Consider the following 17,927-nt stretch of genomic DNA (forward strand, 5'->3'; position numbering starts at 1 on the left):
TTAATATTTGTGGAATTCGTATTCTTCGTCTGTTTAAAATATCAATGTAATTTAATATTATACAAATATGAAAGCCCCGATCTTTTAAAAGATTACAAGTTTGACCTGACAACTTTATCAAAACCGATTTATAGAACCATTTACTTTATCGTCTACAGTACAGGGTATTTTTTTTATAGTACGTACCCGACAGCGAAGACAGCAAGTAGAAGAAATGGAGCAGCAGGAACTTAGAAATCTGATACAGGAGAAGGAGGCCAGGAATGAATTGGTATTAACACAAAATGCTTTCCTAAGATCACAAATCAATCCGGATTTCTTACTTGACACTTTAGATTACCTCTATAATGAAACTCTGGAATCCGAGCCAATAGCTGCAGAAAGTATCCTATCATTATCAAATATTATGCAGTATGCTTTAAGTAAAGAAGCATCAACCGGATCTGTAAAACTGGAGAAGGAAATCTGCCTGATTGAAAATTTTCTCCTTTTACATCAGGCAAGACAGGTTCATCAGGCACAATTAAAACTCTCTTATGATAAAGACTGTCTATCTATGGAGTTTATCCCTCTGGTATTGATGACACTCACTGAGAATATTTTAAAACATGGACAGCTGGATGATCCGAATAAACCTGCCGAGATTAAAATTACCTGTGAAAATTCGATTCTTCGCATTGAAACAACAAACCAGCAAGCCATTAACAGCAATCTCCCCAGTCATGGCATTGGCTTAAAGAACATCAAAGAACGTCTTTTCGTAGCTTATGGATCACGTGTATTCTTTAATTATCATCTAGATTCAAAAAGTTACTTTCACACTTCTATTCAGATTCGGCCTTAAGCACCCCCCTTCTAAAACAAATATCCTCCATCCTCAGGAACCAAACATCTAAGAGATAAATTATGCTTTTCAATTGAGCTCCTAATGTCTGCCCTGGTTTCTGTACCCGATTAACAGCTTCAAGATGGACAATATAAACCATCGCTGCCGGTAAATAATTACAAACCTTCAAAATATCATTTATAGTCATTACGATAGGATCACCCATTACAAATCTCGCAGCGCCACCATTGAGGACAATACGTTCTGGCTTATACTTATTCAGAGCTGCCTCTACCTCTTCACACCAGATTGTATCACCCGCTATATAAACAGACTCATTCTCGTATTTGATGACAAATCCTGATACTATTCCCATCAATTTTCCAACCTCTCCTACCCCATGCTGTCCACTGGTCCGGCTGAAACTGATATTGTGCCAGCACATCTCTGTATCAACTGGCTTTACGTTAGTAAAACCAGACTCGCGAACCCGTTCTACATCTGCCGGCTGGCAAAACAAAGTAATATCTTTAGGCAAAAGCCGCTTTGCAGTATCATCCCAGTGATCAAGATGAATATGTGTCAATAAAACGGCATCTGTTTTCGATATTAAAAGATTGAGTTCTCCTCGTTGACTGGCAGATCAACCAATGGGTTTCTTAAAGTAGTATTGGTATTCATAAAAGGCTCATAGGTCTCTTTTGGAGCCAGCATGGGATCTATTAAAATAGTTTTACCATTAACTGTCAGTACCTGTGTAGCATTACGGAGGAGTTGTAACTTCATCATAAATCATCTAATTTTGTAAAGCAAAGATTCGCTTATCATTTTATCTCTGCAAGAAATTCACCTTTAGGTAACCTGTTCACTATTTAGTAACCATGGACTACAACCAGTTTAAACATTGCGGGCTTAACGTAGCGCTTGGTATTTTATCGGGTAAATGGAAAGCTATTATACTTTACCATTTATTTCATCAGAAAGAAATGCGCTTTACTGAACTGTGGAGGATAATCCCTAAAGTTACCAAAAAGGTATTGCTTGAACATTTGAGACAGATGGAATCTCAGGGATTGATTATCAGGAAAGAACTTCATACATTCCCGCCAGAGGTCTATTACAAACTCTCTGATAAAGGCAAAGCCCTTGCTCCGGCACTAAGCGCATTGGAGCTATGGGCTAATGAATATGCGCAAGATGAGGTAAACTTAATGAAGTCCAGCTAAAACTGCTTCATCTACGCCTTTTTTAGATTCTGACGGTAAGTCTGATATCTAATTTCTGCCATCTCCTATTTTTATAGCTGATTTGATAAAATTACCAAATCCGGACTCGCTTTTCAGGGGATAGATAAAGTTCATCTCCTGGATTGATATTGAAAGCTTTATACCATGCATCAATATTTCTGACTACTCCATTTACTCTGTATTCTGCAGGAGCATGATAATTTTGAGAGACCGTCATGCGGTAGGATTCAGGAGTATAAAGAGTACGGCTGGTCTGAGCTAAAGATAGAAAGTAGCGTTGATCAGCCGTATAGCTGTTCAAAACTAATGGTTTATCAGGATGATCAGCACGGTACAGTTGATAAGCTTCATAGGCAACGACTGCCCCGGTTAGGTCTCCGATGATCTTCTCACCAACCGTTTGTTTTCCGTTCAAATGGAGTCCTTCTAAAGGTGAGAAAGCATTGTACTGTTCAATAAGTAGATTAGTACGCTGTTCAAAGGATTTTCGAGTCCGAGGTGTCCACCAGTCACGAACTAAACCATTACCATCGAATTTGGATCCTTCATCATCGAAACAATGGCCTAATTCATGCCCGATGATTGCGCCAATGGCACCAAAGTTTACTGCCGGATCTGCATAGGGATCAAAAAATGGAGGCTGCAGAATGCCGGCAGGAAATTCAATCGAATTATATAATTTGCTGCTGGTTGCATCTACGGTTTGTGGAACCTGATACCAATCTTTACTCGTGAAAGCCCTTTGAAGCAGCGAGCGTTCATAGTCCCAATTTGCTTTTGCAATAAGCTGTTCATTGCCGATGGGATTCTTTATATCAAACTTTAATGACGAATAATCACGCCAGACTTCAGGATAGCCTATCCTTACGGTACCAGCATCCAGTTTTAGCTGCGCTTCTTTTCTGCTGCTGTCGTCCAGCCAATCAAGGTTTTTCAGCCTATTTGCAAATGCCTGTCGCATATATCCCACTAAATCTTTGATCTCCTTGACGTATTCAGAAGGGAAGTACTTTTCTACATAAAGCTTTCCTACGACTTGCCCAAGACGGTTATTAACATATCTGATTGATTTTTGTTCTCTGGAAATATCATCTGTAACACCATTTAGTTTAGCAGAGTAAAAGTCAAACTGGCTTTTGCGGTACTGTTCCGGCAGAATGGTAGAGTGGTTAACGATCCAATGAAATGCCAGATAAGATGACCAGACTTCTATGGATATATTCGTAAATAGAGCCGCTTTTACTTTTATTGCAGAATCTGCCTGCAGGATCACTTCATTTACCTGATCCACCTGTCTGCTTGCCAAAAAGATCTTCCAGGGAAATCCTGGAGCGTAGGCAGCTAGTTCCGAAGTCTTCATCAGATGCGAATTAATCTTACTGTCACGCATTTGTTCGGGTGTCCACTGTACTGCTGCTAATTTAGTTTCGAGTACAAGTATATCATTAGCACGTTTATCAGCGTCTTTGATGCCGGCAAGCTGAAGGGTATAAATTATATATTCTTTATAGGCTGTACGGTAGCCGGGATAAGGACCGTCGTTTTTTTTTTTGTACCATTCGGCTGCAGGCAACCCAATGCCGCTTTCACTTAGGGTAACAAGAAACCGGCTCCTGTCATTAAGATCCGGTCCGGTATGGATTGTAATGATTGAAAAAGATTTTGGGTTTGCCATCCATTTTGCAACCCCTTCATAACTTTTTAAGGCAAGTATATCTTTTAAATCCTTTTGAATAGGTTTGAGTCCAAGTTTATCTATGTTATCGGTGTCGAGATAGCCTGAATAAAGCATGCCTACCTGCTGTAGTGAACTATTCGCTGTGCCAGCAGCTTTTATTCCGCCGTGAATCACATCTGCTATTCTTTCATTTATTTTATTACCAACGTCACCATAGTTTCCAAATGCTGAAGAACCGGCCGGAATAGTTTTTGACTTTAGCCAGCCCTCGTTAACATATTTATAAAAGTCATTGCCTGGTAATACTGATTTACTTATAAACTGAGTTTCAATACCGAAATCTCCAAAGGAAGCATTTTGTTTATTAGATTCTCTCACCTGTGCGTTCAAGGATGAAAATTGAACAGACAGAACAGCAAGTGCAATAAGTTTAAGGATTGATCCTCTTACTTTGGATGCTGTATCCTTTAGGTTTTTAGATCCTATAGACAAGTTTAAGAACTTTATTTTGTCATTCATTGTATATCCTGTGTTAAACACCAAAGTTACTTATAGATTTTGAATGATGATTGTATAAATAAGAACAGAAAATTATCTTTTCAGGGTAATTAAATAATCAGCTTTATTGAAATTTCTGGGTGTTGTCCTGATCACCGATGCAAATACCCTATTAAAATGGGGCTGGTCATAATAATTATTTGCTATCCAATTCTGACATGGTGTTGGAGTTGACCGTAGGAAAGGCCATAACATCTAACGTTTCTCTTAACTTGATGATACTTATGAAGGTCTTTGGGCTTATGCCAATATAATTTTAAAATGTTAGTAATATTGAATTAATACCTTCTCAAGTCAAATCGTTACCCAGATTTACTAGTTGATTTACAATTAAATCTGTGGCAATTATTTTTGAAATAAAAAAGTGCCACGAAGTTGCCATATAGTTTACGAGCATTTTTTGAAAATTTTAGCTATACTGGGCAAAAACAAAAAACCTGCAATTTTAACAAATTGCAGGTTTTTATTAGCTTTTAAGCACTTTTTGAGTTTACTCTTACTTTTCAGCGGAGAGAGAGGGATTTGTCCCTTCTCTAAATAGGGTTGATAACCAATATCTTATGGGTGGGATAATTGCTTACGCACCGAATTACGCACCACTTTTTTGCTACAGATTAATTGCAAATCTTATGACATAAAGATACGAAATAATGCAATGCAATATTATCCAATTTATATTGCAAAAAGTAGGCGGAACAATCTGCCTGTTTATTCGTTTCGGTGATGTTGAACATATTTAGAACAAAACTTTAAGTTCGATGTTAACTCTGTTAGCAATTATCTATAAAAATTTCAGTTTTTGTTCCTACATTACATCCAGGTAGTAATCATGAATCAAGATCCTTCACTTACTCCAAAATCTTCGAAATTTGGTTCGGAGTTTTTTCCGCCGGAATTATTCGACACGTTGCCTGTTGCCATTTATACTTGTGACAGCCTGGGATATATTACCTCTTATAATATGGCGGCGGCGGCCTTATGGGGTAGAGAGCCTGAGTTAAAAAAAGACCTTTGGTGTGGTTCCTGGAAGATTTTTGAAAAAGATGGCAGTCCGATGCCACTAGACACTTGTCCGATGGCTTTAGCTTTAAAAGAAAATCGTCCTATTACAGGGGAGGAGATTGTTGTAGAATGCCCAGATGGGACCAAACGGAATATTATTATTCCGCATCCTGTTCCATTATATGATAACAACGGTAATCTGATCGGCGCCATCAATACCCTGATTGACATCACTGATCAGGTGAAATCAAATACCCGGATTCAGAAATTACTCGATGAAACGGGACTTTTTGATGCAAAAAAGGATGAATTTATAGGTCTTGTCAGCCATGAATTGAAAACCCCGGTTACTTCAATCGGAGCATACTTACAATTAATAGCACGCATATTCTCACCTGGAGATTCAGCTAAAACCCTAATATCAAAGGCGCAAGATCAATTGGCCAGATTAAGTACCTTAATTGCCGATCTACTAGATATTACGGAACTACAAACTGGATTGTTGGAGTCATCCATTAAAGATTTTAACCTAATTGTTATAGTTACAGACGTAATTGAAATGATGCAGCGCACTAATCCTACACATGAACTCAGTCTCTATAGTGATCAGGCAGAGCTTTGGATTAGGGCAGATCAGAGACGGATGGAGCAGGTTATAAGAAATTTGATATCCAATGCCATCAAATATTCGCACCATGCAAACCTCGTGATGATTCGCATCTCAGCAGTGCACAATGTGGCAATTGTTTCTGTTCAGGATTTCGGGTTAGGCATTGAATTAGAAGATCAGGAACGAATATTTACCCGATTCTATCGGGTGAATAAATTAAATGGTCATCCGTCAGGGCTAGGGATCGGCCTATATATGTGCAAGGAGATTATTGAACGTCATCAGGGGAGACTTTGGGTGGAAAGTACACCTGGGAGTGGTTCTTTTTTTTTTTCTTTAATATGCCTTGTAACCCACAACTTTCAAATTAACTTAATTGTTAAATAAAAATCCATTACAAAGATTTCTTCTTAGCGGGGCCAGACTAGTGGCAGCCGGAAAGTACCACCTGTCACCTGTATTAATTTACTTGTTTGACTACTGTTGGCCGTAAAAGAGAATGTACCCTCCAATATCGTGTTGTTTATTTTTGTAATCACCACTTCACCTTTTCTTCCTCCCCAGATGCCAATTTCATCATTTATCATCAGGTCTGCCCCCTTATTATCAGAGAAAATAATATGTTTGCCAGAAGTTACCCCCCGCATCGATATATAAAAACCAATTGATTCGCCATTATTTTCGCCTTGAACCCTTATTGAACTGCTCTTGTCGGCGGGAAGCATTGCTGACGCTATCCATTCTTTTCCCTCAATTTTAGCATTCATCCAATATCCATCTTTAGCGGTGGCGATGAAACCTGGGCTAGTTGCCTTTACAGTTTCCTGAATTTCGTTCAATGCGTTTTTTCGCAGCTGTTTGCGAATTGTTTTGGCAGGCAGTTTGTAAAGAAAGTAGGGCAACCAGGATCGTTAAAAGTTTCATAGCATGCGGTTTAATTTTAATGCGGTTTATTTATTTTTTGGTAAGGGTGTAACTGATCAGAGCAACTGTAGCACCAGTTTTATCGTATTGTTTTCTAAGTCCTTTTATTTGCCCATTGGGATGATCACTGAAAAATAGATATACGTGTAAGGATCTTTCAAAAATTCGTATCTAAAGGTGCATGATCTCCTGGTATAAGGTATGGGACTGAACCCGGAATAACCTCCATCTACCATAAGCCCCTGGTTCTTGTCATAAAAAAATAGGGAAGGGTTGCCCCCAACTTCATTGTATAATCCTTTCCATTCAGAGTTATCAACGTTATTGTCGGCCTGCTTATTTAATTCGCAGCTCAGTGGTTTTTCAATGAGCGAGCCGGTAAATTCGGAAAGCTGATTCTTTAAAATTTTTGCCGTAAAATCTCCTTTTGGAAACTGGAACGATATGGTCCTGGTTTTCGCATTTATGCTATATTTCCCGGTGTATAGTCCTCGTTGCTCCTGCCATATAAACCCACCAATGTCATCAAAATAAATGCTAAAGGGCTCCTGGGGCCTTAGGGCTTCTTTAAATTCTCCTGTCCATACGGTATTAGTAAATAAAAAATTCAGGTCTTCCTGTGGAGTGACGTTATTCTTTTTACATCCTGCAAGCAGGACCAGCAGCATTATTGTTGCTAATAAGCGGGTATATAGGTGCTTTTTCATGGTTAAAAGATTAATTTTTATCAAAATATATTTACAAAGATTAATTGGCTATTTTATTAATCCCCATGTTTTTAAATTCCCCAATTAATGTATATGTTTTCTTATTGATGGCCGAAAAAGCCGTAGCATTGATCATTCCATCTGCAAGCTGATTTTCAAATCTGGTAATGGTTACTTTTCCTGTGGAAAAGGATAAACTGCCCGGAATCTTACTTTGATCGGAGGTAAGGAACAGGCTGGCTGTTCCAGGCCCAAAAGGGGCTTCGTTTTTAACCATATAATCTCCTTTGCCAGTGCCTTTAATATTTATGGTCAATGCATATTTTGTATCACCACTGCTCAATACCATTATCAGCTCAGTGGCCGATTGGCCAATAGTACTGTTTGTGCAATTATTATCATAGGTTACTATGCATTGCTGCTTTCGGCTATTTTGATAGTATAACCACAACTTTCATTGGGGCTTGCATCATTGCTTTTCTCTTTACAGCCAAATATTGCTGTTATTGCAATCCAGATTATAGCTTGCAAAAAAATGTGTCTCAATGTTTTCATATAATTTTTCAATTAGTTTTCAATAGTTTGTCGGCTGTTCAGCTTGGTCTTGCTTCTAATTTGTAAGCTGATATGATTTTATTACACTTTCCTAATACTAGAACAGGAGATTAGGCAGAATGCAATAAAGGCAGAGAGCATCCGGATGGTATGTAAATTCCACCACCGGTCCCTTAATTCCACCCAGTTAGCTGGTGGGTCTAATTTGTCCCAAGTTAACATTACACTATTAATGGGTTGGTTGCCAAACCTGGTGAGTAAGCCCGATAGGATCAGTAATCCGGCCGCAAATAACAATGTGGTGAAATTGGACAATTTTTCCTTTTGCATAAAAGCCGCCGTAAGTGTAATTGCAATAGTCACTAAGCCCATTAATGGCATGAAGGTGTTCATTGCTTTGATTACGCTTTGCTGCTGTTCAACATAAGTTTGCGCTGATAAATTTTTAGGGTTGTAACCGACCCAAATTCCAAACAGTATACCAGCAATTAGCCCGGAGCTAAGAAGGCTTGCTAACCTGATGATCAGTATATTCATAATTTTACTTATATTGTATTACAGCTCAAATTTAGGCTTTAGCAAAAAGCTGAATTGGTAAAAAAACGACATATTTAAAATATAAATGGCCTTCTATCAAATCTATTATCCTACTGGCCCGCTTACGTCATTGATTCGGGACTTTCAGATCAGCCACATGAAATTTGGCGAAGAAGGTCTTGCTGAACCTTTCATAACCTGTCTGGCCAACACCGAGCAGGCGCTTTATTTTTATGTAAATGACCCGATAAAGATAGTGCCGGCAGCCAGGGTAGAAATACCCGTACCCCCAGTAGTAATCACAGGCCCGAAATATATACCAATTGGGCTTTTGTTTGGCCAAAACCACCTGATGATTAAATGTACGTTCCATCCTACAGGCACCTATAGATTACTCGGCCTCCAGATGAAGGAAACTGTTAATAATGGTTTAGATGCTGCTAACTACTGGGGCAACGAAGTAAATAAGGTGCTACACCAACTTCGTGAGGCTTCATCTTACGATTCGATGATTGACATTGTTGCTTTGTTTATCCTGGGCAAGTATGATGATCAGTGCCGGCCAGAGGAACCTATTGATCAGATTGCCGCTAAAATGCTCAATCACCTAGACGACCATACCATCGATGAATGGGCCTCAATGGCCTGCCTTAGTCTCCGTCAGTTTGAGCGCAGTTTCATGACCAGAATAGGCATATCCCCCAAACTATTCATCCGGATTGTTAGGTTTGAGTATGCAATGGAGGTAAAAAATAACTTTCCTGATAAAAACTGGAGCCAGATTGCATTGGAATGCGGATATACAGATTCCTCGCATATCTTGAAAGAGTTCAGAACATTTGCTGAATTTCCCCCAAGCCGTTTCTACCTCCAGCCCAGTAGCGGGTATAGCACCTTTCCGACTGGATAAATCTTCAGATGATACCTACTCTATGGATGATAATGGTGGAGTCTTTTTTATTTATCCTATCCAAAATTTTATCGGTTGTTCTTCTTACCTACAATCCTTATTTTAGATAAGCTGTAACCATCAAAACGAACTACTTGAATTCCATTTATACCTCAAGAGCCACTATTTCGTGGCTCTTGAGGTATAAATGGATAAAGCAATCTATTCATAACGTTTCGGACTATTATTCGTTTCTTTCCCTTGCTCTTTTCTCCATTGTTCTAGAACTAAAGTCAAAATGGTTATTAACAATACACTAACGAAAAAACTAATGGCAACATCCAAAGTAGTAATATGAGGGTTGACGGGAATTTTTTCAGAAAAATACATTTCAGGATATCCGATAAAGTAATATTTATCCATTATTCTAAAACAACATTAAAGGAGGCAGGGAAAAACATTCCACTCCTCATTACACAGGTTCTCGACTCATTTTTGTTGGTTAAGTTGTGATTAGAATCGTATCTCTTTCGAATTTTAAAACCTGCTTTTCGTTAAGTCGGGCAATAATAATGTTATAATGGGTATCCAATCTCTCGGTTTCAATTACCGATCCAAGGTTTACCAAAAAATCACCAACTTCAATATCAGATACTGGGACCATTTTTAATTTCGTAAGGTCTAATAGAATTATGCATAGGCAATGAATTTACCCACAATGGGAGAGGTTATAAAGTTGTTTTAATTCATAATGCGGTTAGCAACAACAAGCAGAGAGTGAAAAAATGGCGAAAGAAAGCCAAGGATGACTTAGCCTCCGCCGGTCAACGCTCTCTCGGGCAATTTAACAATTATTCATGGGAAATGAAAATTGCGCTTGGTTGTAAAATACAGCCAACTGAAAAAAAAGCCACTGTTTCTTGCAGTAGCTTTCTATTGTATCGAAGGGCTTGGCAAACAAATTATACCTTGCCTACTTTTCTTAAATGCGATTCCGCAGTCTCAATTTTAGTGTCGCCTTTCGGCTTTTTGAGCTGGTCAAGCTCAGCCTTCAAACGCTCTATTTCTCCATCTCTTTTTACTACTTCCTCTTTAAAATGGTCAATAATCTCTTTCACAGGGTTGTTGATCTGATCGTTAAAAAGAAAGTTATTGTTTACTACAACACCATTATCAAAATTTCTGATCAGGTCGGCCGTAACATTTAAAACTTTTGCCACATTTTCCAGTTGATCTTTTGTTACTAATTTCTTCTTTCCATTTTTGATACACTTTGTTGTTTAACCCCTAGCATTTCAGCTAAAACGCCCTGCTTTATGCCCTTTAGTTGCCGAATACTTCGGATATTATTGCCTATGTACTTGTTTTTAAGAGCCTCCATTTTTAGAAATACTTGGCCAAATATACTAAACGGCTCTTAAATATTAATATTACTGTCGTTTAGCTTCCTGCTCGGTTTCAAACTACACGCAAAGCATAAAAAATTACTACTTTTTGGACAGTTTGTCTTCAAGAATCTCAATCCGCTTGATCAATTCATTTTTCTCCTTTAAAATTCTTGTATATTCATCACGCCAAAAGTTACGGTCTGCTTCAATTTTTTCAAATGTCGATAGATTGCTTTCCCTTTTCCGTTCATAATATTCAACCATTTCAGGGATTTCATCTCTAAAATCGTAATTAATTGATGTTGCATACTTCTCTAATACATCAAATTTCAGATCTGGATTTTCGATATGTAAATAATATGTAACTCTTCCATATCCCGCTCTTCTAGCGACCTCGGTAATAGGAATACCCGATTCTTTTACTGCTTTTTTAAGAACAGCACCTCTATCTATCTTAGCCTGTTTTTTCACTTCTCCAAAGAAACAGGCTTTAGGTATTCACTGAAATAGGAAAATTTGTAAATTTACACTACATATTTGTATATGTTGGTTATTGTTTGTATATTAGCATGTATATAAAATTATAAATATGTATTTTAAATAGACATATAATGTAGTTATATAGGTGTAAAATTATTAGAACATAAACATAAATAATTGATAATGATTTAGCCTTTATTAGAATGGCTCTGAAATTTGCTTCTGACCGCCCCTCGCAAAGTACGGATAAACAGAGGCAACGAGTAAAGCCCTGCGTTCGCATTTATATTTTTTGATATATTTGGAAAACGAACGCAGGAAACTAGCTCGCCGTATATCCAAACTCGCGAGGGGCGGATGGTGAGTATAGACCTGCGTTTCGTTTTTTTTATTTCGCACTCTACCGCCATTAGATTACTTTTTGAACCGAAGATCTAATGACATGAATACAATCAATTACATTTCTTCCAGTAGTCCATTCGATAGATTATTTGCTTTAAAGCCAAAGAATCCAGTTTAAGTACTTAGTAATTAGCAGGTGGCGGCGTCCTTTCAATAGGTAGGATGGCCATCGCCTTGCTTTTTCTATTTTTTAATCAACTGACCAACTTATTATTCATAAAATAACTAATGAAAAAAACTATACTTCCCATAGTAATGGTTATGCTTTGTCTTTTTTTTTTAGAGCGGATGCGCAAGGCCAAAACAATAGCATCCGGCCCTTAAAAATTGGAGATACCATACCTGAAGCCGTATGGAATATGCCTTTACAGGTTGTCAACCATCCCGAAGGAAAGAAAACCATAACATTAAATGACTACAGAGGCGAACTGATTATACTTGATTTTTGGGCGACATGGTGCAGCAGCTGTATAAAGAAGTTTCCAACACTTTATTCTTTGCAAAAAGAAAACCAGCAGCATTTAAAAGTCATTCCGGTAAACTGTAAATCAACGAAAGATGATAAAGAAAAAGTAAACCGATTTTTAACACAGCGAAAAATCGCGTATAACTTTACTTCTATCGTAGAGGATACGATATTAAGAAATTTATTCCCACATACCGCAATTCCCCATTACAGTTGGATAAAGAATAATAAGGTTATTGCAATAACCGATGCGGATGGCATCACTAAGGAAAATGTAGAAGGTGTGCTAAGAGGCATCGGAATAAAAGCAACACCCGTGAAAATAGCTTATAATCCAAAGCAGTTTTTGTTTGAGGATGGAAATGGAGGTGAACCACCCAAGTATATTTATAAATCTATATTAGCACCTTATGTTGAAGGATTAAAGCGCAGAATGTATGTAAATGAAAATGAAGAGGGGCTAATCAATAAGCTAACAATTACAAATAGTCCGCTTATTGATTTTTACAGATACGCTTATCCCATTCTTGCAAATATCACCCCGGCAAGGATGATCCTAAATATATCGGCACCATCCCGTTTCACATCTGACAGTATATCCACATCTTGGAAAGCATTGAATTTTTATAATTATGAAGCCCTATTTCCACGTCGTCCGAGAGAAAAAGCAATGGAAACTCTGCAAGCAGATCTTAACAGGTTTTTGGTTATCGCGTTACTACCGTCGAAAGGGAGATGAGTTGCTGGATATTAAGGGTGACTGATCCAAAAAAGCTAATCAACTTTCCCAAAACATTGAAACGAGAAACAAACTTATTCGATGAAACTGGTTTGCCTATCTTTTATAACAATTCCCCCTTACAATCACTGGTATTTGAATTGGAAAGAATTTATAATCAGCCATTCATCGATGAAACAAAGTTAGCCGTTCCGGTTACATTATCCTTACCAGCCCGGTTGCTGGACTCCGTCAAACTTCAACTCACACTTTCAGATCAGGGACTCTCTTTAACAAAAGAAATTCGTAAGATTCAAGTGGCCATTTTATCAGATAAATAATACATAACCACATGAAATATATTCTTTACTATTTAATATTCTTTTTCTTGCCTGTTACCACTTACTCCCAGATAGCGACCGGTATAGTAGTCGATAGCTCAAAAAATCGCTTGTCGGGTGTAACAGTAGTATTAAAGGGAACCAAACAAATGACATCCACTGACGGTGAGGGTAAGTTCAGCATCAGAACTACTACATTAAACCAAACGCTACAATTATCAGCAACAGGCTACAAAACACTTGAAGTTGTAGCAGATACAAAACAGTTAATGTTGCTAACATTACAACAAAAAATTAGCACATTGGATGAAGTTCAGGTAATTGCTTATGGCACCACCACCCAACGTTATAATGTAGGATCAGTAACAAAAGTTAAGGCAGAGGACATTGGGACTCAGCCCGTCTCCAACCCATTAGCTGCATTGCAGGGCCGTGTGCCGGGTTTGGTTATTACTGCCACAAGCGGTATTCCGGGAGCTGCTTTCAAGGTTCAGATCAGAGGACAAAATACACTTTCTTCTTCAGTACAAGGATTAGGTGTCGCGTTACCAATCGACAATCCACTTTTCATTGTTGACGGAATTCCTTTTTCGCCACAAAATGGGAATATCAATCAATTCAGCTCTATACAATCACCTACAGGAGCAATCTTTAAACAATCCGTATGGAGGTGCAAGTCCTTTTAATAGCATCAATCCATCTGATATAGAAAGTATTGAGGTTTTACGAGATGCGGACGCGACGGCAATTTATGGTTCAAGAGGAGGTAACGGTGTTATTCTAATAACCACTAAAAAAGGAAGGGCCGGAAAAACGGACTTTACATTAGACGTAAGTAACGGTGCAAGCGTAGTGGGTAAAACCATGCCGATGATGAATACCCAGCAATACCTTATGATGCGCAGAGAAGCAATCAAAAACGATGGTCTTATACCTAACTTAACATTATTTGATAATGCTTATGCTCCCGATCTGTTATCTTTTGATACAACAAAATACACCAACTGGAAAGATTATTTTTTGGGGAACACCGCAAACAATACTGTAGTAAATGCGGCCCTCTCAGGTGGTAGTCAAAATACCAACTTCCGTTTGGCTGCAGGAGTTAATCGGAATACCTATATTTTTCCAGGCGATTATGCTGATAACAGAGCAACATTTTCCGTTAACCTGCACCATAATTCAACAGATAGAAAATTCAGCATAGATTTCACTTCTAATTTTTCTTACAACAAAAATAATTCCTCTGGAAGCCGTGATCTGCTTACTGCATATCGGCTTGAACCAAATTTCCCAAACCTTCTTGATCATAACGATAAGCTTGTATGGTCTTACAACGGCATCTCATTAGGTTTAGGTATGGGCGATAATCCGATTTCCTATCTGAGAAATATTTATTACTTGCAGAATACCATGCTAAATAATGCATTTCAAACGGGTTATAAAATCACTAAAGAACTCACCATAAAGGCAAATGTAGGATATAATACATTGTTAAGTAAAGAGTACTTTGGTAATCCATTTTCAGCACAAAATCCACTTTTAAGTCCTGAAGCTTCTGCAAGTTTTGGTAATAACAATTATACAACCTGGATAATAGAACCTCAAATTGAATATAAGAAAGGCATTAAAAGCGGAATATTAAGTTCTTTTAGGAAGTACTTTGCAGCGTAACGTTAATGCAAAAACACAAACGTTAGGTACTGGTTATATTAATGATGACCTTATAGAATCCATAAATGCTGCCTCAGTCCGTTACGTAAGTGATGATTTCAACGAATATAAATATACTGCGATCTTTGGTAGAATTAACTATGTTCTTGACCAAAAATATATTTTGAACTTAAATGCCAGAAGGGATGGTTCCAGCAGGTTTGGCCCCGGAAAACAATTTGGTAATTTTGGTTCCATAGGTGCAGGCTGGCTATTTGCTGAAGAAGGTTATATAAAGGAAAACTTAGGTTTTCTTAGCTACGGAAAATTAAGGGCAAGTTATGGTATAACTGGTAGTGATGCCATTGGGGACTATCAATATCTATCGAGATGGGCCACTACACCTTATCCATATAACAATAGTATTGGTTATACACCGCAAAACCTTTTTAATCCAGTGCTTGGCTGGGCCTCAACTAAGAAGCTGGAAGCAGGTGTTGAACTGGCTTTTCTTCAAGATCGTATTCTTTTTAATTCAACATGGTTTAGAAACCGGTCTGGTGATCAGTTAATAAGCTACTATTTGCCCAGCCAAACAGGGTTCGGGTCAGTCACAGCAAACTGGGATGCCATAGTGCAGAACTCAGGATTTGAATTTACTGTACAAACGCAAAATATTAAAAAGGAAAATTTCAGTTGGTCATCCTCGTTCAATATATCCATACCGAAGAACAAATTGGTCTCTTTTCCTGGTCTTGAAAGCTCCAGCTACGCCACTACTTACGTCATAGGTCAATCTTTGAACACCATTTATGGTTTTCAATATGCTGGAGTAAATCCCGAAACCGGTTTGTTTCAATATAAGAATGCAGCCGGAGAATTGACAAGCACTCCTAAATCTCCTTCCGAGACTCATTTCAACGATTATGTCAGCATCGGCAATCGTGATCCTAAGTTTTATGGCGGGGTTCAAAATACCTTTAGCTACAAAGGAATACAACAATGGATTTTTTCATAGAGTTTAAAAAACAATTAGGGGCTAATTATCTTAATCAGGTATATGCTTTTACCCCCGGTCAGGAATACAATGTTCCTGCTGCACTATTGAGCCGTTGGCAAAAGCCCGGTGATATATCCGACATTCAGCGATTTGCCGTTGCTTATGCAGATGCTTATGAAAGTGGGCGTTGGTTTCCCTTTTCGAGCGGAGCCTATACCGATGCTTCTTACCTGAGATTTAGGACGATCAATATCTCCTACACTTTCAATGAAAAATTGTCGAAACGGATTGGTTTAAAGCACTTACGAATGTATGGAGCGGCTCAGAACCTTTTCACAATAAGTAATTATTTAGGTAACGACCCTGAAACACAAAGCATTTATGGTATCCCAGTTCTAAAAACCTTTGTCTTCGGGCTTCAATTAACATTATAAACTTACATCATGAAAAATTATCCAACTATATCCTGGACAATAATCTTAATTATTCTATTTACAAATTCTGCTTGCAAAAAGTTTATAGAAATAGATTTACCTAAAGATGAATTAACCACGGAAAAGGTCTTTGCAGACAGTGCTGATGCCAATGCCGCACTCGTGGGAATTTATGCGAGAATGCACAGTGGACTTACTTTTGGTTCTGGTCTATTAACCATTTATCCGGGTATGTCATCTGATGAGCTACTGCAAACGGCATCTGATGATAACAGGCAATTTTATAGCAATACCCTATTGCCAACAAACAGTACGGTTGGTGGGATATGGTCAGCCGGTTATTCATACATTTATACTCAGAATGCCTGCATAGAAGGTGTAGCAAATAGCCACACGCTCACAGATAGTCAGAAAGCTGTTTTCACTGCTGAGGCCAGATGCTTGAGGGCATTTATTTACTTTTATCTCGTTAATCTGTATGGCCCTGTACCCTTAGTGCTCACCACTGATTATAATACTTCAAGGACGTTGCCCCGGGCTTCTGAGGAAGCAGTATATAAGCAGATTGTTGAAGACTTAACCTATGCGAAGTCTGTATTGCCATTGAAAATAGACGGAAACACAAGAGTAAATAAAGATGTAGCAACTGCTTTACTTGCGAGAGTCTATCTTTTCAGAGGCAATTATACAGGCGCAATTACTGAGGCAAACAGTTTGATTGAGTCCAACAGATATGGTATCGCCGCTACGCCGAACGATGTTTTTCTGCCTGAAAGTACAGAAACTATTTGGGGGCTGTTACCCGTCTCACCAAGCCGGGCAACCTGGGAAGGATTTAATTTAATTCCATCTTCATCATCCAGAGTGCCTGCCTATATCATATCAGACGACTTGTTTAATGCATTTGATGTAAACGATCTTAGGAAGATACAATGGATTCGTTTTAATACTGTAAATGGTGTGAAATATCCATACCCCTATAAGTATAAGATGCGTGTTGCCGGGAGCACAACATTGGAAAACTACGTTATGTTACGTTTTACTGAACAATACCTTATAGGGGGGCAGAGGCCGAAGCTAATTTGAACAACCTTTCTGCAGCAGAAATAGACATTAATCAAATTCGACAACGGGCTGGATTGCAGAATTTTTCGGCGGGTAATGACAAGGCATTGATGTTAAAAGAAATTGAAAAAGAACGGCAGCTCGAGCTTGCATTTGAATGGGGTCATCGCTGGTTTGACCTTAAAAGAACTCAAAGAGCGCATGAAGTGTTATCAGCGATCAAAACAACTTGGAAACCAACTGCTGTTCTATATCCAATACCACAAGCTCAACTTGAAAGGAATTCAAGTTTAGTCCAAAGTCTCGGGTACTAAAAAGACGGTGTCCGAAAAAATTGGCTACCTGAGAATCGGTATACAAAAATGTCTCAACCTGTAGCCATATAAACCATATGAATAAGAGGCTGTATTGAACAGCCCCTTATTGAAAATTCAGCTATGCCGCAAA

General features: G+C 38.3%; 24 protein-coding genes. 12 read left to right on the forward strand and 12 right to left on the reverse strand.

Annotated features, from left to right (window positions below):
- The first annotated feature begins 214 nt into the window (after positions 1 to 214).
- A complete protein-coding gene (locus tag ACWYN3_RS27415) occupies positions 215 to 844 on the forward strand; it encodes a histidine kinase (RefSeq protein WP_456217187.1) in 630 nt (209 codons plus the stop codon).
- Here the strand turns inward: ACWYN3_RS27415 and ACWYN3_RS27420 are convergent.
- Both ACWYN3_RS27420 and ACWYN3_RS27425 read right to left on the reverse strand, forming a co-directional pair.
- Entirely contained in the window at positions 825 to 1,436 is a 612-nt protein-coding gene (locus tag ACWYN3_RS27420; protein ID WP_456223173.1) for an MBL fold metallo-hydrolase, read from the reverse strand. The two genes, ACWYN3_RS27415 and ACWYN3_RS27420, sit on opposite strands and share 20 nt — an antisense overlap.
- Entirely contained in the window at positions 1,436 to 1,615 is a 180-nt protein-coding gene (locus tag ACWYN3_RS27425) for a hypothetical protein (protein ID WP_456217188.1), read from the reverse strand. The genes ACWYN3_RS27420 and ACWYN3_RS27425 overlap by 1 nt, the downstream gene beginning before the upstream one ends.
- 92 nt (positions 1,616 to 1,707) lie before the next feature.
- On the opposite strand from ACWYN3_RS27425, the gene ACWYN3_RS27430 reads away from it, so the two are divergent.
- On the forward strand, positions 1,708 to 2,052 hold the full coding sequence (locus ACWYN3_RS27430) for a winged helix-turn-helix transcriptional regulator (protein ID WP_456217189.1): 345 nt from the start codon (positions 1,708 to 1,710) through the stop codon (positions 2,050 to 2,052).
- Positions 2,053 to 2,143: 91 nt separating this feature from the next.
- Here the strand turns inward: ACWYN3_RS27430 and ACWYN3_RS27435 are convergent, their stop codons facing one another.
- Positions 2,144 to 4,270, reverse strand: a complete 2,127-nt coding sequence (locus ACWYN3_RS27435; RefSeq protein WP_456217190.1) for a M13 family metallopeptidase — start codon at positions 4,268 to 4,270, stop codon at positions 2,144 to 2,146.
- A gap of 868 nt (positions 4,271 to 5,138) precedes the next feature.
- On the opposite strand from ACWYN3_RS27435, the gene ACWYN3_RS27440 reads away from it, so the two are divergent.
- Positions 5,139 to 6,308 carry an ATP-binding protein gene (locus tag ACWYN3_RS27440; RefSeq protein WP_456217191.1) on the forward strand — a complete coding sequence of 390 codons (1,170 nt, stop codon included), beginning with the start codon at positions 5,139 to 5,141 and terminating at the stop codon, positions 6,306 to 6,308.
- A gap of 23 nt (positions 6,309 to 6,331) precedes the next feature.
- Here the strand turns inward: ACWYN3_RS27440 and ACWYN3_RS27445 are convergent, their stop codons facing one another.
- The 5 genes from ACWYN3_RS27445 to ACWYN3_RS27465 all read right to left on the reverse strand — a co-directional run bounded on the left by ACWYN3_RS27445 (position 6,332) and on the right by ACWYN3_RS27465 (position 8,644).
- Positions 6,332 to 6,760, reverse strand: coding sequence for a DUF6252 family protein (locus ACWYN3_RS27445; RefSeq protein ID WP_456217192.1), 429 nt, complete (start codon positions 6,758 to 6,760; stop codon positions 6,332 to 6,334).
- A 189-nt stretch (positions 6,761 to 6,949) separates the two neighbouring features.
- Positions 6,950 to 7,552 (reverse strand): hypothetical protein, encoded by a 603-nt coding sequence (locus ACWYN3_RS27450; protein ID WP_456217193.1) that lies wholly within the window; start codon positions 7,550 to 7,552, stop codon positions 6,950 to 6,952.
- 40 nt (positions 7,553 to 7,592) lie between these two features.
- On the reverse strand, positions 7,593 to 7,901 hold the full coding sequence (locus ACWYN3_RS27455; RefSeq protein WP_456217194.1) for a hypothetical protein: 309 nt from the start codon (positions 7,899 to 7,901) through the stop codon (positions 7,593 to 7,595).
- A gap of 59 nt (positions 7,902 to 7,960) precedes the next feature.
- The gene (locus ACWYN3_RS27460; protein ID WP_456217195.1) at positions 7,961 to 8,107 is read right to left on the reverse strand and encodes a hypothetical protein; all 147 of its coding nucleotides are present in this window, start codon (positions 8,105 to 8,107) and stop codon (positions 7,961 to 7,963) included.
- Between the two features lie 81 nt (positions 8,108 to 8,188).
- Positions 8,189 to 8,644 (reverse strand): anthrone oxygenase family protein, encoded by a 456-nt coding sequence (locus ACWYN3_RS27465; protein ID WP_456217196.1) that lies wholly within the window; start codon positions 8,642 to 8,644, stop codon positions 8,189 to 8,191.
- Between the two features lie 85 nt (positions 8,645 to 8,729).
- Here ACWYN3_RS27465 and ACWYN3_RS27470 point away from each other — a divergent pair, with 85 nt between their 5' ends.
- On the forward strand, positions 8,730 to 9,554 hold the full coding sequence (locus ACWYN3_RS27470; RefSeq protein WP_456217197.1) for a helix-turn-helix domain-containing protein: 825 nt from the start codon (positions 8,730 to 8,732) through the stop codon (positions 9,552 to 9,554).
- Between the two features lie 481 nt (positions 9,555 to 10,035).
- On the opposite strand, the gene ACWYN3_RS27475 is transcribed toward ACWYN3_RS27470, so the two are convergent.
- The 4 genes from ACWYN3_RS27475 to ACWYN3_RS27490 all read right to left on the reverse strand — a co-directional run bounded on the left by ACWYN3_RS27475 (position 10,036) and on the right by ACWYN3_RS27490 (position 11,392).
- Positions 10,036 to 10,197, reverse strand: coding sequence for a hypothetical protein (locus tag ACWYN3_RS27475; RefSeq protein ID WP_456217198.1), 162 nt, complete (start codon positions 10,195 to 10,197; stop codon positions 10,036 to 10,038).
- A gap of 298 nt (positions 10,198 to 10,495) precedes the next feature.
- Positions 10,496 to 10,753, reverse strand: coding sequence for a hypothetical protein (locus tag ACWYN3_RS27480; RefSeq protein ID WP_456217199.1), 258 nt, complete (start codon positions 10,751 to 10,753; stop codon positions 10,496 to 10,498).
- Positions 10,754 to 10,776: 23 nt separating this feature from the next.
- Positions 10,777 to 10,914, reverse strand: a complete 138-nt coding sequence (locus ACWYN3_RS27485) for a helix-turn-helix domain-containing protein (protein WP_456217200.1) — start codon at positions 10,912 to 10,914, stop codon at positions 10,777 to 10,779.
- A 106-nt stretch (positions 10,915 to 11,020) separates the two neighbouring features.
- Positions 11,021 to 11,392: a hypothetical protein gene (locus tag ACWYN3_RS27490; RefSeq protein WP_456217201.1), complete on the reverse strand. Its 372-nt coding sequence runs from the start codon at positions 11,390 to 11,392 to the stop codon at positions 11,021 to 11,023.
- Between the two features lie 677 nt (positions 11,393 to 12,069).
- Between ACWYN3_RS27490 and ACWYN3_RS27495 the strand changes: the two genes are divergently transcribed.
- From ACWYN3_RS27495 to ACWYN3_RS27530, 8 genes are read left to right on the forward strand one after another with little or no spacing between them, the layout of a single operon-like run.
- Positions 12,070 to 13,008 carry a TlpA family protein disulfide reductase gene (locus ACWYN3_RS27495; RefSeq protein WP_456217202.1) on the forward strand — a complete coding sequence of 313 codons (939 nt, stop codon included), beginning with the start codon at positions 12,070 to 12,072 and terminating at the stop codon, positions 13,006 to 13,008.
- A gap of 17 nt (positions 13,009 to 13,025) precedes the next feature.
- Positions 13,026 to 13,328, forward strand: coding sequence for a hypothetical protein (locus ACWYN3_RS27500; RefSeq protein WP_456217203.1), 303 nt, complete (start codon positions 13,026 to 13,028; stop codon positions 13,326 to 13,328).
- A gap of 11 nt (positions 13,329 to 13,339) precedes the next feature.
- On the forward strand, positions 13,340 to 14,014 hold the full coding sequence (locus ACWYN3_RS27505; RefSeq protein ID WP_456217204.1) for a carboxypeptidase-like regulatory domain-containing protein: 675 nt from the start codon (positions 13,340 to 13,342) through the stop codon (positions 14,012 to 14,014).
- Positions 13,929 to 15,002 carry a TonB-dependent receptor plug domain-containing protein gene (locus tag ACWYN3_RS27510; RefSeq protein ID WP_456217205.1) on the forward strand — a complete coding sequence of 358 codons (1,074 nt, stop codon included), beginning with the start codon at positions 13,929 to 13,931 and terminating at the stop codon, positions 15,000 to 15,002. Before ACWYN3_RS27505 ends, ACWYN3_RS27510 begins: the two co-directional genes overlap by 86 nt.
- Positions 14,992 to 15,999, forward strand: a complete 1,008-nt coding sequence (locus ACWYN3_RS27515; RefSeq protein ID WP_456217206.1) for a hypothetical protein — start codon at positions 14,992 to 14,994, stop codon at positions 15,997 to 15,999. Before ACWYN3_RS27510 ends, ACWYN3_RS27515 begins: the two co-directional genes overlap by 11 nt.
- Positions 15,984 to 16,415 (forward strand): hypothetical protein, encoded by a 432-nt coding sequence (locus ACWYN3_RS27520; protein WP_456217207.1) that lies wholly within the window; start codon positions 15,984 to 15,986, stop codon positions 16,413 to 16,415. Before ACWYN3_RS27515 ends, ACWYN3_RS27520 begins: the two co-directional genes overlap by 16 nt.
- A 9-nt stretch (positions 16,416 to 16,424) precedes the next feature.
- Positions 16,425 to 17,501 carry a RagB/SusD family nutrient uptake outer membrane protein gene (locus tag ACWYN3_RS27525; RefSeq protein WP_456217208.1) on the forward strand — a complete coding sequence of 359 codons (1,077 nt, stop codon included), beginning with the start codon at positions 16,425 to 16,427 and terminating at the stop codon, positions 17,499 to 17,501.
- The gene (locus ACWYN3_RS27530) at positions 17,498 to 17,794 is read left to right on the forward strand and encodes a RagB/SusD family nutrient uptake outer membrane protein (RefSeq protein ID WP_456217209.1); all 297 of its coding nucleotides are present in this window, start codon (positions 17,498 to 17,500) and stop codon (positions 17,792 to 17,794) included. The genes ACWYN3_RS27525 and ACWYN3_RS27530 overlap by 4 nt, the downstream gene beginning before the upstream one ends.
- Positions 17,795 to 17,927 lie beyond the last annotated feature (133 nt).

Source organism: Pedobacter sp. NJ-S-72, from assembly GCF_053890575.1.

Excerpts from the sequence above, each read along its gene's own strand:
- ACWYN3_RS27415 (WP_456217187.1), top strand. The coding sequence starts at position 215 with ATGGAGCAGCAGGAACTTAGAAATCTGATACAGGAGAAGGAGGCCAGG.
- ACWYN3_RS27425 (WP_456217188.1), bottom strand. The coding sequence starts at position 1,615 with ATGATGAAGTTACAACTCCTCCGTAATGCTACACAGGTACTGACAGTT.
- ACWYN3_RS27430 (WP_456217189.1), top strand. The coding sequence starts at position 1,708 with ATGGACTACAACCAGTTTAAACATTGCGGGCTTAACGTAGCGCTTGGT.
- ACWYN3_RS27435 (WP_456217190.1), bottom strand. The coding sequence starts at position 4,270 with ATGAATGACAAAATAAAGTTCTTAAACTTGTCTATAGGATCTAAAAAC.
- ACWYN3_RS27440 (WP_456217191.1), top strand. The coding sequence starts at position 5,139 with ATGAATCAAGATCCTTCACTTACTCCAAAATCTTCGAAATTTGGTTCG.
- ACWYN3_RS27450 (WP_456217193.1), bottom strand. The coding sequence starts at position 7,552 with ATGAAAAAGCACCTATATACCCGCTTATTAGCAACAATAATGCTGCTG.
- ACWYN3_RS27455 (WP_456217194.1), bottom strand. The coding sequence starts at position 7,901 with ATGGTATTGAGCAGTGGTGATACAAAATATGCATTGACCATAAATATT.
- ACWYN3_RS27460 (WP_456217195.1), bottom strand. The coding sequence starts at position 8,107 with ATGAAAACATTGAGACACATTTTTTTGCAAGCTATAATCTGGATTGCA.
- ACWYN3_RS27465 (WP_456217196.1), bottom strand. The coding sequence starts at position 8,644 with ATGAATATACTGATCATCAGGTTAGCAAGCCTTCTTAGCTCCGGGCTA.
- ACWYN3_RS27470 (WP_456217197.1), top strand. The coding sequence starts at position 8,730 with ATGGCCTTCTATCAAATCTATTATCCTACTGGCCCGCTTACGTCATTG.
- ACWYN3_RS27475 (WP_456217198.1), bottom strand. The coding sequence starts at position 10,197 with ATGGTCCCAGTATCTGATATTGAAGTTGGTGATTTTTTGGTAAACCTT.
- ACWYN3_RS27485 (WP_456217200.1), bottom strand. The coding sequence starts at position 10,914 with ATGGAGGCTCTTAAAAACAAGTACATAGGCAATAATATCCGAAGTATT.
- ACWYN3_RS27505 (WP_456217204.1), top strand. The coding sequence starts at position 13,340 with ATGAAATATATTCTTTACTATTTAATATTCTTTTTCTTGCCTGTTACC.
- ACWYN3_RS27510 (WP_456217205.1), top strand. The coding sequence starts at position 13,929 with ATGGGAATATCAATCAATTCAGCTCTATACAATCACCTACAGGAGCAA.
- ACWYN3_RS27520 (WP_456217207.1), top strand. The coding sequence starts at position 15,984 with ATGGATTTTTTCATAGAGTTTAAAAAACAATTAGGGGCTAATTATCTT.
- ACWYN3_RS27525 (WP_456217208.1), top strand. The coding sequence starts at position 16,425 with ATGAAAAATTATCCAACTATATCCTGGACAATAATCTTAATTATTCTA.